The sequence below is a fragment of the Flavobacterium sp. WC2509 genome (assembly GCF_052683105.1).
In genome coordinates, this window is sequence record NZ_JBQZFG010000001.1 from 454453 (window position 1) to 470540 (window position 16088).

At 33.1% G+C, this 16088-nt stretch carries 16 protein-coding genes; 9 read left to right on the plus strand and 7 right to left on the minus strand.

What is annotated here, in order from left to right; translation table 11 throughout:
- Nucleotides 1-101: 101 nt before the first annotated feature.
- From ACUN3A_RS01640 to ACUN3A_RS01670, 7 genes are all read left to right on the plus strand, one after another.
- Nucleotides 102-479 (plus strand): NTF2 fold immunity protein, encoded by a 378-nt coding sequence (locus ACUN3A_RS01640; RefSeq protein WP_445549611.1) that lies wholly within the window; start codon nt 102-104, stop codon nt 477-479.
- Between the two features lie 204 nt (nt 480-683).
- Nucleotides 684-1295, plus strand: a complete 612-nt coding sequence (locus tag ACUN3A_RS01645; protein ID WP_445549612.1) for a hypothetical protein — start codon at nt 684-686, stop codon at nt 1293-1295.
- A 749-nt stretch (nt 1296-2044) separates the two neighbouring features.
- A complete protein-coding gene (locus tag ACUN3A_RS01650) occupies nt 2045-2734 on the plus strand; it encodes an aspartate/glutamate racemase family protein (RefSeq protein WP_445549613.1) in 690 nt (229 codons plus the stop codon).
- A 185-nt stretch (nt 2735-2919) separates the two neighbouring features.
- Nucleotides 2920-3360 carry a hypothetical protein gene (locus tag ACUN3A_RS01655; protein WP_445549614.1) on the plus strand — a complete coding sequence of 147 codons (441 nt, stop codon included), beginning with the start codon at nt 2920-2922 and terminating at the stop codon, nt 3358-3360.
- A gap of 164 nt (nt 3361-3524) precedes the next feature.
- Nucleotides 3525-3890, plus strand: coding sequence for a hypothetical protein (locus tag ACUN3A_RS01660; RefSeq protein WP_445549615.1), 366 nt, complete (start codon nt 3525-3527; stop codon nt 3888-3890).
- A 145-nt stretch (nt 3891-4035) separates the two neighbouring features.
- The gene (locus tag ACUN3A_RS01665; protein ID WP_445549616.1) at nt 4036-4683 is read left to right on the plus strand and encodes a hypothetical protein; all 648 of its coding nucleotides are present in this window, start codon (nt 4036-4038) and stop codon (nt 4681-4683) included.
- 181 nt (nt 4684-4864) lie between these two features.
- Nucleotides 4865-5419, plus strand: a complete 555-nt coding sequence (locus ACUN3A_RS01670) for a hypothetical protein (RefSeq protein WP_445549617.1) — start codon at nt 4865-4867, stop codon at nt 5417-5419.
- A 382-nt stretch (nt 5420-5801) separates the two neighbouring features.
- Here the strand turns inward: ACUN3A_RS01670 and ACUN3A_RS01675 are convergent, their stop codons facing one another.
- From ACUN3A_RS01675 to ACUN3A_RS01695, 5 genes are all read right to left on the minus strand, one after another.
- Entirely contained in the window at nt 5802-6854 is a 1053-nt protein-coding gene (locus tag ACUN3A_RS01675; RefSeq protein ID WP_445549618.1) for an NAD(P)-dependent alcohol dehydrogenase, read from the minus strand.
- 8 nt (nt 6855-6862) lie between these two features.
- On the minus strand, nt 6863-7270 hold the full coding sequence (locus ACUN3A_RS01680) for a cupin domain-containing protein (protein WP_445549619.1): 408 nt from the start codon (nt 7268-7270) through the stop codon (nt 6863-6865).
- 15 nt (nt 7271-7285) lie between these two features.
- Nucleotides 7286-8266, minus strand: coding sequence for an aldo/keto reductase (locus ACUN3A_RS01685; RefSeq protein WP_445549620.1), 981 nt, complete (start codon nt 8264-8266; stop codon nt 7286-7288).
- Between the two features lie 21 nt (nt 8267-8287).
- Nucleotides 8288-8671, minus strand: a complete 384-nt coding sequence (locus ACUN3A_RS01690; protein ID WP_445549621.1) for a nuclear transport factor 2 family protein — start codon at nt 8669-8671, stop codon at nt 8288-8290.
- A 65-nt stretch (nt 8672-8736) separates the two neighbouring features.
- Nucleotides 8737-9342 (minus strand): NAD(P)H-dependent oxidoreductase, encoded by a 606-nt coding sequence (locus tag ACUN3A_RS01695; RefSeq protein WP_445549622.1) that lies wholly within the window; start codon nt 9340-9342, stop codon nt 8737-8739.
- Nucleotides 9343-9528: 186 nt separating this feature from the next.
- Here ACUN3A_RS01695 and ACUN3A_RS01700 point away from each other — a divergent pair, with 186 nt between their 5' ends.
- Together ACUN3A_RS01700 and ACUN3A_RS01705 are read left to right on the plus strand one after the other, a co-directional pair.
- Nucleotides 9529-10425, plus strand: coding sequence for a helix-turn-helix domain-containing protein (locus ACUN3A_RS01700; protein ID WP_445549623.1), 897 nt, complete (start codon nt 9529-9531; stop codon nt 10423-10425).
- 428 nt (nt 10426-10853) lie between these two features.
- A complete protein-coding gene (locus ACUN3A_RS01705; RefSeq protein ID WP_445549624.1) occupies nt 10854-11408 on the plus strand; it encodes a DUF4142 domain-containing protein in 555 nt (184 codons plus the stop codon).
- Between the two features lie 73 nt (nt 11409-11481).
- On the opposite strand, the gene ACUN3A_RS01710 is transcribed toward ACUN3A_RS01705, so the two are convergent.
- Nucleotides 11482-12912 carry a TolC family protein gene (locus tag ACUN3A_RS01710; RefSeq protein ID WP_445552802.1) on the minus strand — a complete coding sequence of 477 codons (1431 nt, stop codon included), beginning with the start codon at nt 12910-12912 and terminating at the stop codon, nt 11482-11484.
- The gene (locus tag ACUN3A_RS01715; RefSeq protein ID WP_445549625.1) at nt 12902-16072 is read right to left on the minus strand and encodes an efflux RND transporter permease subunit; all 3171 of its coding nucleotides are present in this window, start codon (nt 16070-16072) and stop codon (nt 12902-12904) included. Before ACUN3A_RS01715 ends, ACUN3A_RS01710 begins: the two co-directional genes overlap by 11 nt.
- Between the last annotated feature and the right edge of the window lie 16 nt (nt 16073-16088).

Here is a 16088-nt window from a genome sequence, read left to right on the forward strand (position 1 = left end):
GATTTGGCAAATCCGAAGAATGGGCTTAATTTAGTCCCAAACCCGCTGTAGTGCCAGAACGTTACCAGCAATACAACAGTAGAAAGCTAAAAACCAAACATATGAAATATTTATTCTTTATTATTTTACTGTTTTCACTTAATTGTAACTCACAAAATAAAAACAATATTTTAGAACGAGAATACGCTAAAAGAGAATTAAAAAATGCATTGCAATATCCTAAATTTGATAATCGCATAGATAATAAAACTAACATAATAACGGATAGCATTATTGCAATAAAAGTTGCCGAACCAGTTCTATTTAATCTATACGGAAAAGAACATATAGAAAAACAAAAACCTTATGAAATTATCTTCGTAGAAAATTATTGGATTATTTTTGGAACTAATAAATCCAATGGAAATTTTTTAATAATCATTGACGCAAGAAACTCCAAAATTATAAGAATAGCTCATGGTGAATATTTTGAAGATTAATTCATCTAAAAAACTTCAAAATTATAAAATAAGTCACTGTGAATAACGATAATAATGTACTGCTGGTAACAGCCTCTACAACGGATTTGGGCATTTGGCTTAATGGAAAGTTGGTTTTGTATTTGGAATATTTGGCAAATCCGAAGAATGGGCTTAATATAGTCCCAAACTGCTTGTAGCGCGAGAACGTTAGCAAACTTATTTATGAGACGAACAGTAAACATCATATTATTTATACTAATTTTTGGTTTCTTTGGATGTGACAACAAAATCACAGATAAAGAATTCGAACAAACCATTTTTGATAAATTATTTATCACAATTGTTGATTCAACATACATGGATCAAAGACTTTATACCTGTTTCCCAGAACAAGGCAAACCTATTTATGATAAAAATGGAAAGTGGATTGGATTGGATTCTGTCGGTCAACACAAGAGAGATTTAGAATGTGAAATAAAAAGATCTGCATTAAAAAAAGACACATTAAACCTTATAATCGCATTAGGAAACCAAGGATTGATTAATGAGAAAACCGACTTAGGTAAATATAAAAGTTCTAAATTTACCCTTAGACATTTAAGTGAACATCCAAGAGGTCAAAATTTAGAATATACGGATTGGAAAACAAACTATAGTAAATTTGCTGGTGCTATGTCTTTTTCCAACATAAAATTCGACACTAAAAAAGAATCTGGAAGCCTCGATGTAAGTTACAGTTGCGGAGGAAAATGTGGCTTGGGCTATTTGGTTTTCATTAAAAAGATAAAAGGTAAATGGGTAATTACTAAAGTTGAAGAAACTTGGATTTCCTAAAAAATACATCTGCCAATAGGTACTACAACGGATTTGGGCAATTAGCTTAATTAAAAGTTGGTTTTGTGTTTGGGATGAATTGGCAAATCCGAAAATAGGGCATAATTTAGTCCGAAACCCACTGTAATACCAAGACGTTAGTGGCTATCTTGGAAAAAAAACGATAGTAAAAAATATGAAAATATCAGAAATTATAAGAACTTTAATGATTATATGGTTAACAGAAGCCATAATTGCTATTGTTTTATGTGTTCCAGCCTTTCTATTAATAAAAGCTAATATATTTTTTCTATTACTTTTAAAAGGTTGTCATTTTATTTTTTATTATTGGGCTTTAGCCATAGTTTATTATCTAAGTGAAGACTTTAGTCCTAGGTTTTTTTGTGTTACTAATACGATTGTCTTTCTGATTATTTCGGTTATACTTACTATATTTTTAACAAAAGAAACTCGTTTATTCTACGACTATACGTTTTTCTGTAATATCTCAGCTATAATACTAGCTCCATATTTGCTTAAAAAAATTGACCACAAACTTCCACCCCACCTAAAAATTTATTGAACATAAAACACAGCCACTAACAGCTACAACGGATTTGGGCAATTGGCTTAATGGAAAGTTGGTTTTGTATTTGTGATGATTTTGCAAATCCGAAGAATGGGCTTAATTTAGTCCCAAACAAGCTGTAGTACCAAGACGTTATGCGTCAGTTGACAAGAACCTAACAGTGAAAAAAAACGAATATATTATGAATATCATAGGACTTATTGGCGGAATTAGTTGGGTTTCAACCGTTGATTATTATACTTTAATAAATCAAGGCGTAAATGAAAAATTAGGAGGCCTAAATTTTTCGGAATGTATTATTTATTCGTTTAATTACGCAGATATTAAGAAAAACAACGATTCAAATGATTGGGAAAACACTTTTCAAATGCTTCTAAAAGCATCTAATCATTTAAAATCATGCGGAGCAACAGCAATTGTCTTGTGTGCAAATACAATGCATCTAGTTGCTGAAAGACTTGAAAAGGAAATTGATATTCCACTAATTCACATTGCAACTTCAACTGCAAACGAAATTGAAAAAAAAGGAATTAAAAAAGTTGGTCTGTTGGGAACTAAATTTACCATGGAATTAGATTTCTTTAAATCAAAGCTTAAGGGAAAAGGAATTTCTGCCATTATTCCAAATGAGCAAGACAGGGAATTTCTTCACAACACAATATTTGATGAATTGGGGAAAGGAATAGTAAAACCAGAAACTAAGGCAAAATATTTAAAAATTATTGAAAAACTAATAGAAGATGGAGCCGAAGGAATTATTTTAGGTTGCACAGAAATACCAATGATTATCAAAGAAAATGATGTAAAAGTTCCAATTTTTGACACAACACTTTTGCATTCAAAGTCAGCAATTGAATTTATCCTAGATTGAAAATTCAATAAATAAACAACCAAACGCCTAACAACTACTACAACGGATTTGGGCAATTGACTTAATGGAAAGTTGGTTTTGTATTTGGAAGATTTGGCAAATCCGAAGAATGGACTTAATTTAGTCCCAAACCCGCTGTAGTACCAAGACGTTAGCTGAGATTTCCAACAAAACACCCAAAAACCATGAAAGTAATTTATATTCTAATTTTGTTGTTTTCTTTCAATAACATTTATTCACAAACAGTAGAAAACTATGGAAATGAATCTTTTTCACTAAATTCTGAAGAAATAAATGCTATGGAAAATGATTTAAAAATGTCAACTGTACATGTTAAAGTTATAACCACTTGTTCCATAAATCCAAAATGGTGTGAAAGTGAAACGATGGCATTTGGCTCAACAAGTCTAGTTAAAATATTAGATGGGAAATATAAAAATCAATTGTTAAATATATCTGCATTGTGTACAGAAACTAAGTATAAAGATGGCGATACATATATTTTGAAAATTAGTCCTTCACCAAGTTTTGGAGTTGGACTTTGTAATAACAATACCTATAATACCGATAGAAGTTTATACATAAAAGAGAAAAGATTTCCGATGCTATTCGGTATACTGGAGTAAAGAAACCTCCGCTAACAGCTACAACGGATTTGGGTAATTGGCTTAATGGAAAAATGTTTTTGTATTTGGGATGATTTTGCAAATCCGAAGAATGGGCTTAATTTAATCCCAAACCCGCTTTAATACTAGAACGTTGTGAGCAAGCATAAACAAACATACTGCTAATGAGAAATAATCTATACTTATCTTTTTTTGTCATAATTCTAATATTTGCTTCCTGCAAACAGGAACAAATAAAATTTAATCAAATCCAATGGAATACTCCAGATGATTTAGACTATAATCATAGAGAATTAATGATTGAAGACCTTTCAAAAAACTACTTAAAGCCTGGAATGAAATTCGCTGACACTGAGAAGTTACTAGGGAAAAAACAATTGAGCGACGAAAAGGATTCGCTTCAACTTCAATATGAAATTTACACATATTATGGAAGTGATATCGACCCAATAGAAACAAAAACTTTGATTGTAAATTTTAGTGCAGACTCAACTTTAACTAATATTCGGGTAGATCATTGGGAAAAATAATGCCTGCTCACAACAGCTACAGCGAATTTGGGTAATAGGCTTAATGGAAAGTTGGTTTTGTATTTGGGATGATTTGGCAAATCCGAAGAATGGGCTTAATTTAGTTCTAAACCCACTATAGTATTAGAACATTGACAGATATATTATGAAGAAACTTCAAAAAATAACATTTCTCTTAATTATTATTATTCTTTTTTCGAGTTGTAAAAATAATAAGAATGAGATTGAAATAAACAGAGAGATTGAATTTAACCGAAATGTCTTGACAGAGATTTTGCCAAGCATAGTAGACTCAACTTGTCAAGATGTAAGAATATTTTCAAATCCTCCGCCTAGATATGGAAAACTAATATTTAACAAAGAAGGTTATTATGTTAAAACTGACTCAACGAAAGCAACTCTAGAAGAAATCAAAAATTTAAAAGAATGGAAACAACAAATTTCTGATGTGGAAAAAGACACTTCTAAAGTAATTATTGCTTTTGATCCAAAAATTTCGTGTTACGGATACGATTATATTCTTGATTTTAAAAACATTAAATTGAATGGCAAATTCAAGCTAAAAAACATAAATGAATTTCCTAAAGAAAATATTGTTGAAAGAAAATACAAATTTAACTTTTCAGGAGTATTAAAGATTTCAAAAATAAAATTTGATAAAAACAAAGAAAGCGGAAATCTTAATGTTGAATATATTTGTGGAGGACTATGTGGTTATGGAAATAGTATCTATTTCAAGAAAGTAAAGAATAAGTGGAAAATAATTAAAATATCAGAAAATTGGGTTTCATAGAAATGCGCCTACCAACTACAACTACAAGAGATTTGGGCAATTAGCCTAATGGGATAATTGGTTTTGTATTTGAATGATTTGGCAAATCCGAAGAATGGGCATAATTTAGTCCCTAACCGCTGTAGTTCTGGAATGTTGGCAGTAATTTTTCCCGAAAAGGAAAAAAATAATATTATTGAATATGAAAAAACTATTTAAGATAATAGGAATCTATCTTTCTCTAATTGTTATAAGTGAAAGTTGTTCGCCACAACATTATTTGATTTCAGATATTGAGTTTAATGGAGCTACAATTGATGAAATAAATAAAGAAAAAGAATATAATACTTTCACACAAACAGATGTATTAAAAAACGATATAATTTTTATAATTAGATATGACACCAAGTTTATTGCTAGTTTAGATTTAGGTTTATCTACAAAATGCTATGCCTTTAAAAGAGGAAGAGTCTATGATAATTCTTTACTAGAAAATACATATTCATTAAAATTTGACCACCCTTTTAAATATAAAAATGTAACTATAAATGCAAATCAAAATTTATTTGCAATTGAAGAAATAAAAAATCAAATAGAAATTTATGATACCTATAATGAAAATAAAGTATTTGAATTTAGCAAAAAACTAAAAAAAGAAAGTGTATTCACTTCTGACAACTACGAAGTTACATTTAGTTGTAGCACATCCGACAATAGAAACTTTGAAAAAAAGATAATCGTAAAAATTGAGAACTAAAAAAACTACTGCCTACAGCCACTAAAACGGATTTGGGCATTTGGCTTAATGGAAAGTTGGTTTTGTATTTTTGAATAACTAAACTTGTCGCCTAGCCCCGATGGAAATGGCATCTCCCGATTTAGAAAAACAAGGCTTTTTTGCCGTAGTTTTTGTTAATCGGGAATATAATGGACAGCGGGACTTCTGGTATTACTACCGAAATGTTCTGCTCCAAAAAATTATTTTCATACTATTTTTGAAACAAAAAGCCCTAAACACTTTTGACATGTTTAGGGCTTTAAAAAAATATAGCCTTATTTTCAACCACCACAGCGTAACCAAGCTATTATTAGTGCTTATTGGTTTCGATTTAAGTGGAAAATCTTCGATATATTAATCTTTATAAAGAAGCCATATCAATTACAAAACGATATTTTACATCGCTTTTTAGCATTCTTTCATACGCCTCATTAATCTCTTGCATCTTGATGATTTCGATATCTGAAACGATATTATGTTCGCCACAAAAATCTAACATTTCTTGTGTTTCGGCAATTCCACCAATTAAAGAACCAGCAACTGATTTTCTTCCCAAAATCAATGGAACTGTATTCAAAAATGGATCCAATGGCCCAAGATACCCCACTAAAACCAAAGTTCCGCTATAATTCAAAGTCGCAACATAAGGGTTGATATCATGAATATTAGGAACGGTATCAATAATTAAATCAAATTCCCCATTTACAGTTTTCATCTGATTTTCATCAGTCGAAATGATTACTTTATCAGCTCCTAAATCCTTCGCATCTTGAATTTTATCTGGTGTTCTTGAAAACAAAGTAACCTCGGCACCTAAACCTTTAGCTAATTTTACCGCCATGTGACCCAGACCTCCTAAACCAACAACAGCTACTTTACTTCCTTTTCCGACTTTCCAATGTCTTAACGGAGACCAAGTGGTAATTCCTGCACAAAGCAGCGGAGCAACAGCTGCCAAATCTAAATTAGCGGGTACTTTTAAAACAAAATCTTCATTAACAACAATTTTTTCAGAGTAACCGCCAAAAGTGTGTCCGCCAAGATGTTTGTCTTGTCCGTTATAGGTTCCAACCCAACCATTAGAACAATATTGCTCTAAATCGTTTTTACAGCTATTACAAGTTTTACAAGAATCTACCAAACAGCCAACTCCTGCTAAGTCTCCAACTTTAAATTTGCTTACACCACTCCCTACTTTAGTGATTTTACCCACAATTTCGTGTCCAGGAACAGCTGGATATAAAGTTCCGCCCCAATCATTTCGGGCAGTGTGTAAATCAGAATGGCAGACACCACAATACAAAATTTGTATTTCAATATCGTTTGATTGTACGACTCTACGTTCTATGTTTAATCCTTTTAAAGGCGCATCCGCAGCGGCTGTTCCAAATGCTTTTATATTAATTGTTTCCATATTTTATTTTATTGTTCGTTTATAATTTCAGTATTGTATTCGTTTTCAGTAACTGGAGCCAGCCATTCGGTTTTATCGGTTTTGCTGTCTGGGATAATTGCAAAATGCCTCATTGCAGTTTCGTGAGAAGCTCCGTGCCAATGTTCTACATTAACTGGAATCTGAACCACATCACCCACTTTAATCACTTGAATGGCTTTTCCTTTTTCTTGATAATAACCAACGCCTTCTGCTACAATCAAAATTTGACCGTTGGTGTGCGTATGCCAATTGGTTCTTGCTCCTGCATCAAAAGATACAATTGCCATTATGGTGTTGTAATCTTCCGCCTTAAGCAGCAAATTGACATTGACATCTCCCAAAAAATAATCTGCGGGTGCTGGATTTCCTTTTTCTATGAATGAACTTTTTTTCATTTTTTTATTTTTAGTTTAATTACCAACTGCTTTTTGTAAATGCGATGGATAACGATCTCCCTGAATAGTAGTTTTTGCGAAAGCATCGTCAATGGCCTGAATATCTTTTTGAGATAAATCAACAGTAGCTCCTCCAATATTCTCTGTTAAACGATGAGATTTTGTCGTTCCTGGAATAGGAACAATCCAAGGTTTTTGAGCCAATAACCAACTTAAAGCTATTTGTGCCGGAGTCGCTTGTTTTAGAAAAGCAGTCTCTGCTAATAAATCAATCAGCTTTTGATTAGCTTTTCTGTTCTCCTCTGTAAAACGAGGAACAATATTTCTAAAATCGTCAGAGTCAAACTTTGTATCTGCATTAATTGCACCTGTTAAAAATCCTCTTCCCAAAGGGCTAAACGGTACAAAACCAATCCCTAATTCTTCAAGCACAGGCAAAATTTCCAGCTCGGGTTCTCTCCACCAAATTGAATATTCACTTTGCAAAGCCGTTACAGGCTGTACTGCATGAGCTTTTCTAATAGATGTAACTCCTGCTTCCGAAAGCCCGAAGTGTTTTACTTTTCCTTCCTTAATAAGATCTTTAACAGTTCCTGCCACATCTTCCATAGGCACGTTTGGATCTACTCTGTGCTGATAGAATAAATCAATCACATCCGTTTTTAATCGTTTCAAGGATTCCTCAGCAACTGCCCTGATATTTTCAGGTCTACTGTCCATGCCTTTTGCAACAATTCCTTCTTTAAAACCAAATTTAGTTGCAATAACCACCTCTTTTCTAAAAGGTTGCAAAGCCTCTCCCACTAATTCTTCATTTGCAATACCATAAGCTTCGGCGGTATCAAAAAAAGTAATTCCTTGCTCGTAGGCACTTCTAATTAATTTTACAGCTTCATTTTTATCTGTTGCTGGGCCATAACCGAAACTAAGTCCCATACAGCCCATTCCGAGAGCTGATACTTCTAATCCATTTTGTCCTAATATTCTCTTTTTCATGTTTTTATTTTTTTAAATTCTTTAAAACGTAGTTGCAGTCGATTTTAAAATAATCCAGTTCCCGTTTCGTTTTTCAAGATTCATCGTCTGTTGCAATCTCCAATTATTTCGCGTTCCCCAAATTCTGGCATCCAAAAGATTCTGACCAGTAAATATAGCTTTGTCTCCTTCGATTTTAACCGAAGTTTTCACCTCTTTAAAAGAGTAATATTTCATTCGCTCGCTTTCAATTTCCAAAAACCATTCCTCTTTTGATTGTACGTAGCCTGTAATATGAGTCAGGGTAAAATGGTTATCTAAAATCTTATTTAACTCTAACAGATTTCTTTCAATCATCAAATCTGTCAGTTTTCTGGTTACTTCAAGAATCTGCTGCTTTTCAAAATCAATATTTTCAATATGCATACTATCTATAATTTTAAATTTATAGTGAAGAATAATTGTCCGCAATAACAACACTGTATTACTTTTTACGATGCTAGCAATTTCTCCAAATGAAGCGGATAACTTTCTAAATCTTTTGCGATATCATCTCTTTTGAAAATGTTATAACAGTTAAATTCTGGTGCAATATCATACCCGCAAAAACGATAGTTACTGGTTATATTCAAAAATAAATCTGTGCTTGATTTTCCTTGCAATAAATTTTGCTCTGGATTATCAAAAGCTTCTTTTGGAGCATTTAGAGTAGCGCAGATCATAAATTTTCTGCCTTGCATTTTTCCTCCGCTACCATATTGTTTAGTTATATCTTCTCGTGTTCTTCCATCGCCTGACAAGAACTTTTGACTGTGAAGAGCACTATTAAAAACTTCATCAGCGTATTTTTTATAAATCCAAGGAGCGCCAAACCAATTAACAGGCATTTGTAAAATCACTATGGCAGTTTCTAAATGTTTTTCTACTTCCTCTTCGATAGTATAACCACTTTCTATTTTAGTTTCAAGAACTTCATACCCTTTCGCTTGAAAAAATTCTTTAGCTACATTTTGAAAAGCATTATTTAAAGTTCCTTCCGTCCAATTTGGATACGTTAAATGTGCATTGATCAATAAAACTTTCTTTTTATTCTCCATTTGTATTTCTTTGCTATTTAATACTTCTTTTTAACCTTTTTTAATCCATACAAATTTCCCTCAATACGAAGTGCTTTCTATAATACATATTACTGTAATTATTACCATTTTTACTGATTTGAACAAACAACGTAACTATCTACTATTTTGATAGTTATATTTGTATAATAAATTTAAGGAAAGATTATGGACAAGATTATAAAAGTTTCGAAAATTTCGGAGTATAATGCTTTAAGAGGTATCGAAACCAAACACCCGCTAATAAGTGTATTTGAAAATGCCGATGCAAAACCCTTACCCAACAATATTAAAATAAGTACAGATTTTTATTCTGTTTTTTTGAAAGGTGGACATTGCGGAGAATTAAGATATGGCAGAAATACCTATGATTATGATGAAGGAACTCTTGTTTTTATTGGTCCTAGTCAAGTTGTCGAAATAGTTAACGACCCTGATTATCAACCGTCAGGATCTGCTTTATTATTTCATCCTGATTTATTAAAAGGAACTTCATTGGGAAAAAAGCTGAGTCAATATTCATTTTTCTCTTATGAATTGCACGAAGCGCTTCATTTATCTTTAAAAGAACAACAAATTGTAAAAGATTTACTGAGTAAACTTGAATACGAAATTGATCAATCTATAGACAAACACAGTAAAGATATTATTGCTAATAACATTGAATTGCTTTTAAACTATTGTATTCGCTTTTACGACAGACAGTTTATAACGCGTGAAAACCTCAATACTGATATTTTATCCAAATTTGAAAGCCTATTGAATGACTATTTTCAATCTGAAACCTCTGAAAATTTAGGTTTGCCGTCTGTGGGGTATTTTGCTGATTGTTTGAATTTATCTTCTAATTATTTTGGAGATTTAATCAAAAAAGAAACTGGAAAATCAGCACAGGAACATATTCAATTAAAGCTTATCGATTTTGCCAAAGAAAAAATCTACGACACCGAAAAATCAATTAGTCAAATCGCTTATGAACTTGGTTTTAAATACCCGCAACATTTTAATCGAATGTTTAAAAAAAATACTGGCTACACCCCTATCGAATATAGAAATTTAAATTAAGAATCAATTACAATCCGAATTTGCTTTTAATTATCCGATTGTGTATTAAATTTCTTCTCTTATAAAAGTTGATTATACTACTGCAATTGTCGTCTAGCCCTGATGGAAACGGCATCCTCTTGTGGCGGGGTTCGCCATAAGAGATATAGTGGACAGCAGGAGAAGTCTTGATGAAAACCGAAAACTTCTGCTCCTAAAAATTCAAGTTTAGACTCCAATGCATCGTGCAGTGTCATTAAAACTTCAAAATAATCGACTCTGGCCGAATTAAATAAATCGCTTTGGGGTACACCTTTATAATACTCTTCATTTTTAAATTTAAACTGTTAATAATGTAATATTTCAGCTAAAAGCTATAAAATTTTAAGTATCTTCTTACTATAACTTTGTTTGAAATATTATTATTAAACTTTAAAAAAATAGAAAAGATGAAAAATATATTCAATTTAAGTAAAATTATTTTAAGCGCTGGATTATTATTATTGACAATGAACTCGTGCAAAAATGAAACTAAAAATTCTAAAAACGTTGCTACAAATAGCGTAAAAAAAGATTCTACTTTATTGCACGATGCAACTTCTATAAAACTATCCGAAATACAAATTGGAAAATTGGAATTAATGAATGGATCAAGTGAAGACGTAAAAAAATTCGCAGAGACTTTACTTGCAGATCACAAAAAATCATTAAATGATTTAAAGATGTTGGCAATCGACAAAACAATTACGATTCCTACTTCAGTAAATGATGAGGGACGTAAAGAATATGATAGTTTAAATAAAGTATCTGGTGCAGATTTTGATAAGAAATTTATTGATATGATGACCGAAGGACATAACGAAGCAATTGATAAAATGACTCAAATTTCTAAAGAAGCAACTGATGATGATATTAAAGAATGGGCTTCAGAACAAATTGTTTTATTAACAAATCATTATAAAGAAGCGAAAAAATTGCAACAAAAAATGGATTCAAATACCTAGATATTTGATTACAAAAATAAAAAAGCCCTAAACACTTTTGACATGTTTAGGGCTTTAAAAAAAAAATATAGCATTATTTCCAACCACCACCTAAATCTCTGTATACAAAGACTGAAGCGTTTAGTTGTTCTTTTTTAGTGTCAATTAATTCAAGTTTAGATTCCAAAGCATCACGCTGTGTCATTAAAACTTCAAAATAATCAACTCTGGCAGATTTGAATAAATCTCCCGCCACATCAATCGAACGATTTAAAGCGGCTACTTGTTGTGATTTTAAATCATAGCTTTTTTCTAAATTATTAATTTTAGAAAGCTGATTAGCTACTTCGATATAAGCATTTAAAATCGTACGCTCATAATTATACAAAGCCTGAATTTGTCTTGCATTTGCCGAACTATATTCTGCTTTAAGCGCGTTTCTGTTAATCAAAGGTGCTGCAATATCTCCTGCTAATGAATATAACAATGACTCAGGAAGCGTGAACAATAGAGATGGTTTAAAAGCATTGAATCCTATTGCTGCAGAAATATCAAGTGAAGGATAAAACTCTGCACGAGCTACTTTTACATCTAATTTTGCTGCTTCTAATTCTAACTCAGCTTGTTTGATATCAGGACGATTAGCCAACATTTGAGATGGAATACCCGATTTAACTTCAGCAGGTAGTAAATCTACAAAAGCAGTTTTATCTCTCTTAATCTCCTGTGGATATTGTCCTAGCAAAAAGTTGATTTTATTCTCTGTTTCTTTTATGTTTTGAAGAATATCAAACTCCATACTTTTGGAAGCCATAACTTCAGCTTGGAATTTTTGAACAGCTAATTCAGTTGCTCTAGCAGCATCTTTCTGAATTTTAACGATTTCCAAAGCATTACTTTGCAAAGTGATATTCTGTTTTACAATTTCCAATTGACTATCTAAAGCTAACAATTCGTAATACGAATCGGCAACCTCTGCAATAAGATTTGTAATTACAAAGTTTTTCCCTTCAACCGTTGATAAATAACGGCTCACGGCTGCTTTCTTGGAATTACGAAGTTTTTTCCAAACATCTACTTCCCAGTTCGCATAAGCACCAATTTTAAAATCACCTAATGGATCTGGCGTTTCCTGACCTGGACGTATTTCAGTTGAAGCGTCTCCGGCACCTTGGCTCGTATAACGTCCTACTTTTTCAATTCCTGCCCCTGCTCCTATTCCAACTTGTGGTAATAGTAACCCTTTTTTAACGCGGATATCATTTTTGGCAATTTCGATTTCCTGCAAAGTAATTTGCAGCTCCTGATTATTTTTCAAAGCAGTGTCAATCAGATTCACCAAGTTTGGATCCTTAAAATAAGTACGCCAAGGTGTGGTAGATGTATTGGTTGTATCAGTACTCTTATCGAAAGATTGCGGAACAGCTTTAGTTTCTGCCAAAGGGGCAAGAGCTGGTGTACAACTTACCACCGCCAGGCAAATACCTAGCGGGATAATATATTTAAATGACTTTTTATTCTGCATCATTATCGTCAAATTCTTCGGTTAATGGATTTTCTTTTTGATTTTTTACATAGGTAAATCTTTCAGCTATTCTACCGAAAACATAATACAATCCTGGTATAATAAATACACCGCAAATTGTTCCTATCAACATTCCTCCTGCTGCTGCAGTACCAATAGTTCTATTACCAATTTTACCCGGTCCTGTTGCAAATGCCAATGGAAGCAAACCTGCAATAAAAGCAAATGAAGTCATCAAAATAGGACGGAACCTGGCTTTTGAACCTTCCATCGCTGCTTCTAACACCGATTTTCCTGCCGCATGCCTTTGAATGGCAAACTCCACAATTAAAACGGCATTTTTACCTAGTAAACCAATAAGCATTACCATGGCAACCTGAGCATAGATATTGTTCTCCAAACCTGTAAATTTCAATAAAAGGAAAGCTCCAAATATACCTGCTGGTAGAGATAAAATTACTGAGAAAGGCAAAATAAAACTTTCGTATTGAGCTGCCAAAACCAAGTAAACAAAACCTAAACAGATAAGGAAAACCCAAATAGCCTGATTTCCTTGCGCCACCTCATCGGCAGAAATACCTGCCCAGTCAATATCATATCCTCTAGGCAATGTTTTCTCAGCTACTTCCTGAATCACTTTAATCGCAGTTCCACTACTATATCCTGGAGCTGCTGCACCACTGATCTCAGTAGAAGTATACATGTTATGTCTCGTAATCTCTGACAGACCGTATACTTTTTCTAATTTCATAAAGGCAGAAAAAGGCACCATTTCATCTCGGCTATTTTTTACATAAAGTTTTAAAATATCATCTGGCTTCGCACGATATTCTGGAGACGCCTGAACGATAACTTTATAGTTAATTCCGTATTTGATAAAACTAATTTCGTAGTTACTTCCCACTAACGTAGATAATGTATTCATCGCATTTTCGATAGACACTCCTTTTTGTTGTGCCAAATCGTTATCCACTTTCATCATATACTGAGGGAAACTGGCGCTATAGAAACTAAATACATTCGACAATTCAGGATGTTTGTTCAATTCTTTTACAAAATCAGTATTGATTTTTTCCATTTTCTTGTAATCACCTGAACCTGTTTTATCCAATAAACGAAGCTCAAATCCTCCTGCTGCTCCATATCCTGGTACCGCTGGCGGTTGGAAAAATTCAATATTTGCACCTGGAATATCTTTCGACTTTTCTTCCAATTCGGTCATAATCTCCTGAACAGATTGTTTTCTATCGCTCCAATCCTTAAGGTTAATCAAACAAGTACCTGCATTAGAACCTGTACCTTCAGTCAAAATTTCATAACCTGCCAATGAAGAAACAGATTGTACTCCCTCTACAGTTTCAGCAATTTTTTGAAGTTTCTCAGAAATATTATTTGTTCTTTCTAACGATGAACCCGGAGGTGTTTGAATAATTGCATAAAACATCCCTTGATCCTCATTTGGAATAAATCCTGAAGGAACCGTGCTGCTTACAAACCATGTTCCTGCACAAAATCCTAAAAGCACTACAATAGTAACAGCTCTTCTGTTTACGATTTTTCCAAGTACATTTTGATATTTAGTCTGTGTAAGGTTAAACAAGTTATTAAAACCATCTACAAAATTATTTATAGGTGTTTTCTTTTTAGGCGCTCCATGATTATTAGTCAACATCATCGCACAAAGTGCAGGCGTTAACGTCAATGCCACAACTCCCGATAGTACAATCGCAGTTACCATTGTTATAGAGAACTGTCTGTAAAACATTCCAACTGGACCAGACATGAATGTAACAGGAATAAATACGGCAACCATCAAGAATGTAATCGCAATAATAGCTCCTGAAATTTCGTGCATTGCTTTCTTAGTCGCTTTTAAAGGCGAAAGATGTTCTTCCTCCATCTTGGCGTGAACGGCCTCAATAACCACAATCGCATCATCAACAACAATACCAATCGCCAATACCAATGCAAACAGCGTAATTAAATTTAATGAAATATCAAAAAACTGCATGAACGCAAAAGTTCCAATCAATGAAACCGGTACCGCAATCGCAGGAATAACCGTAGAACGCCAATCTCCTAAGAAAAGGAACACAACCAATCCTACCAAAACGAAAGCTTCAATCAAAGTGTGAATTACTTTTTCGATAGAAGCATCTAAGAATTTAGAAACGTCATACGAAATCTCATAATCCATTCCTTTTGGGAATTTCTTCTTAATGGTTTCTAATTTGGTCTTTAAATCTTTAATAACCTGATTTGCATTACTTCCAAAAGATTGTTTCAATACGATTGCCGCAGATGGCTTTCCATTCAAATTCGAATAAATATCATACATCGAACTTCCAAACTCTATATTGGCAATATCTTTCAAACGTAAAATCTCTCCATTAGGACTGGATTTCACTATTATATTTCCATACTGCTCTTTGGTAGTAAACCTTCCTGAATATTTCAATACATACTCGAATGTTTGAGAGCGTTTTCCAGATGCCTCACCCGTTTTTCCTGGTGAAGCTTCCAAACTTTGGCTTGATAATGCTTCCATTACCTCTTCGGCAGAAATTTTATAAGCCAACATACGATCTGGTTTCAACCAAATACGCATCGCATATTCACGAGTTCCTAAAATATCTCCAGAACCAATACCATTTACCCTTTTTAATTCAGATAAAACATTGATATCAGCATAATTATACAAGAACTTTTGATCCGTATTTTTATCAGTACTGAAAAGATTCACGTACATCAACATACTTGGAACCTCACGGGTAATTTTCACACCCTCTCTAACTACTAACGGAGGGAGCTTATTCGTAACAGAAGCTACACGGTTTTGAACGTTAATAGCAGCTTGGTTAGGATCGGTTCCTAAGTTGAATACTACTTGTATACTTGCTTCACCGTCATTTCCTGCATCAGAAGTCATGTATTTCATTCCCGGAACTCCATTCAAAGCTCTTTCTAGAGGAATAACTACTGACTTAATCATCAATTCCCCGTTAGAACCAGGGTAATCCGCAGTAATATTCACCATTGGAGGCGATATGGACGGAAATTGGGTAATTGGCAAATTCATCACCGACAACACCCCTAAAAAGACAATTATAAGCGATATTACTATCGACATAACTGGTCTTTGGATAAATTTATCAAACATTTGTTTCTATTTTTTA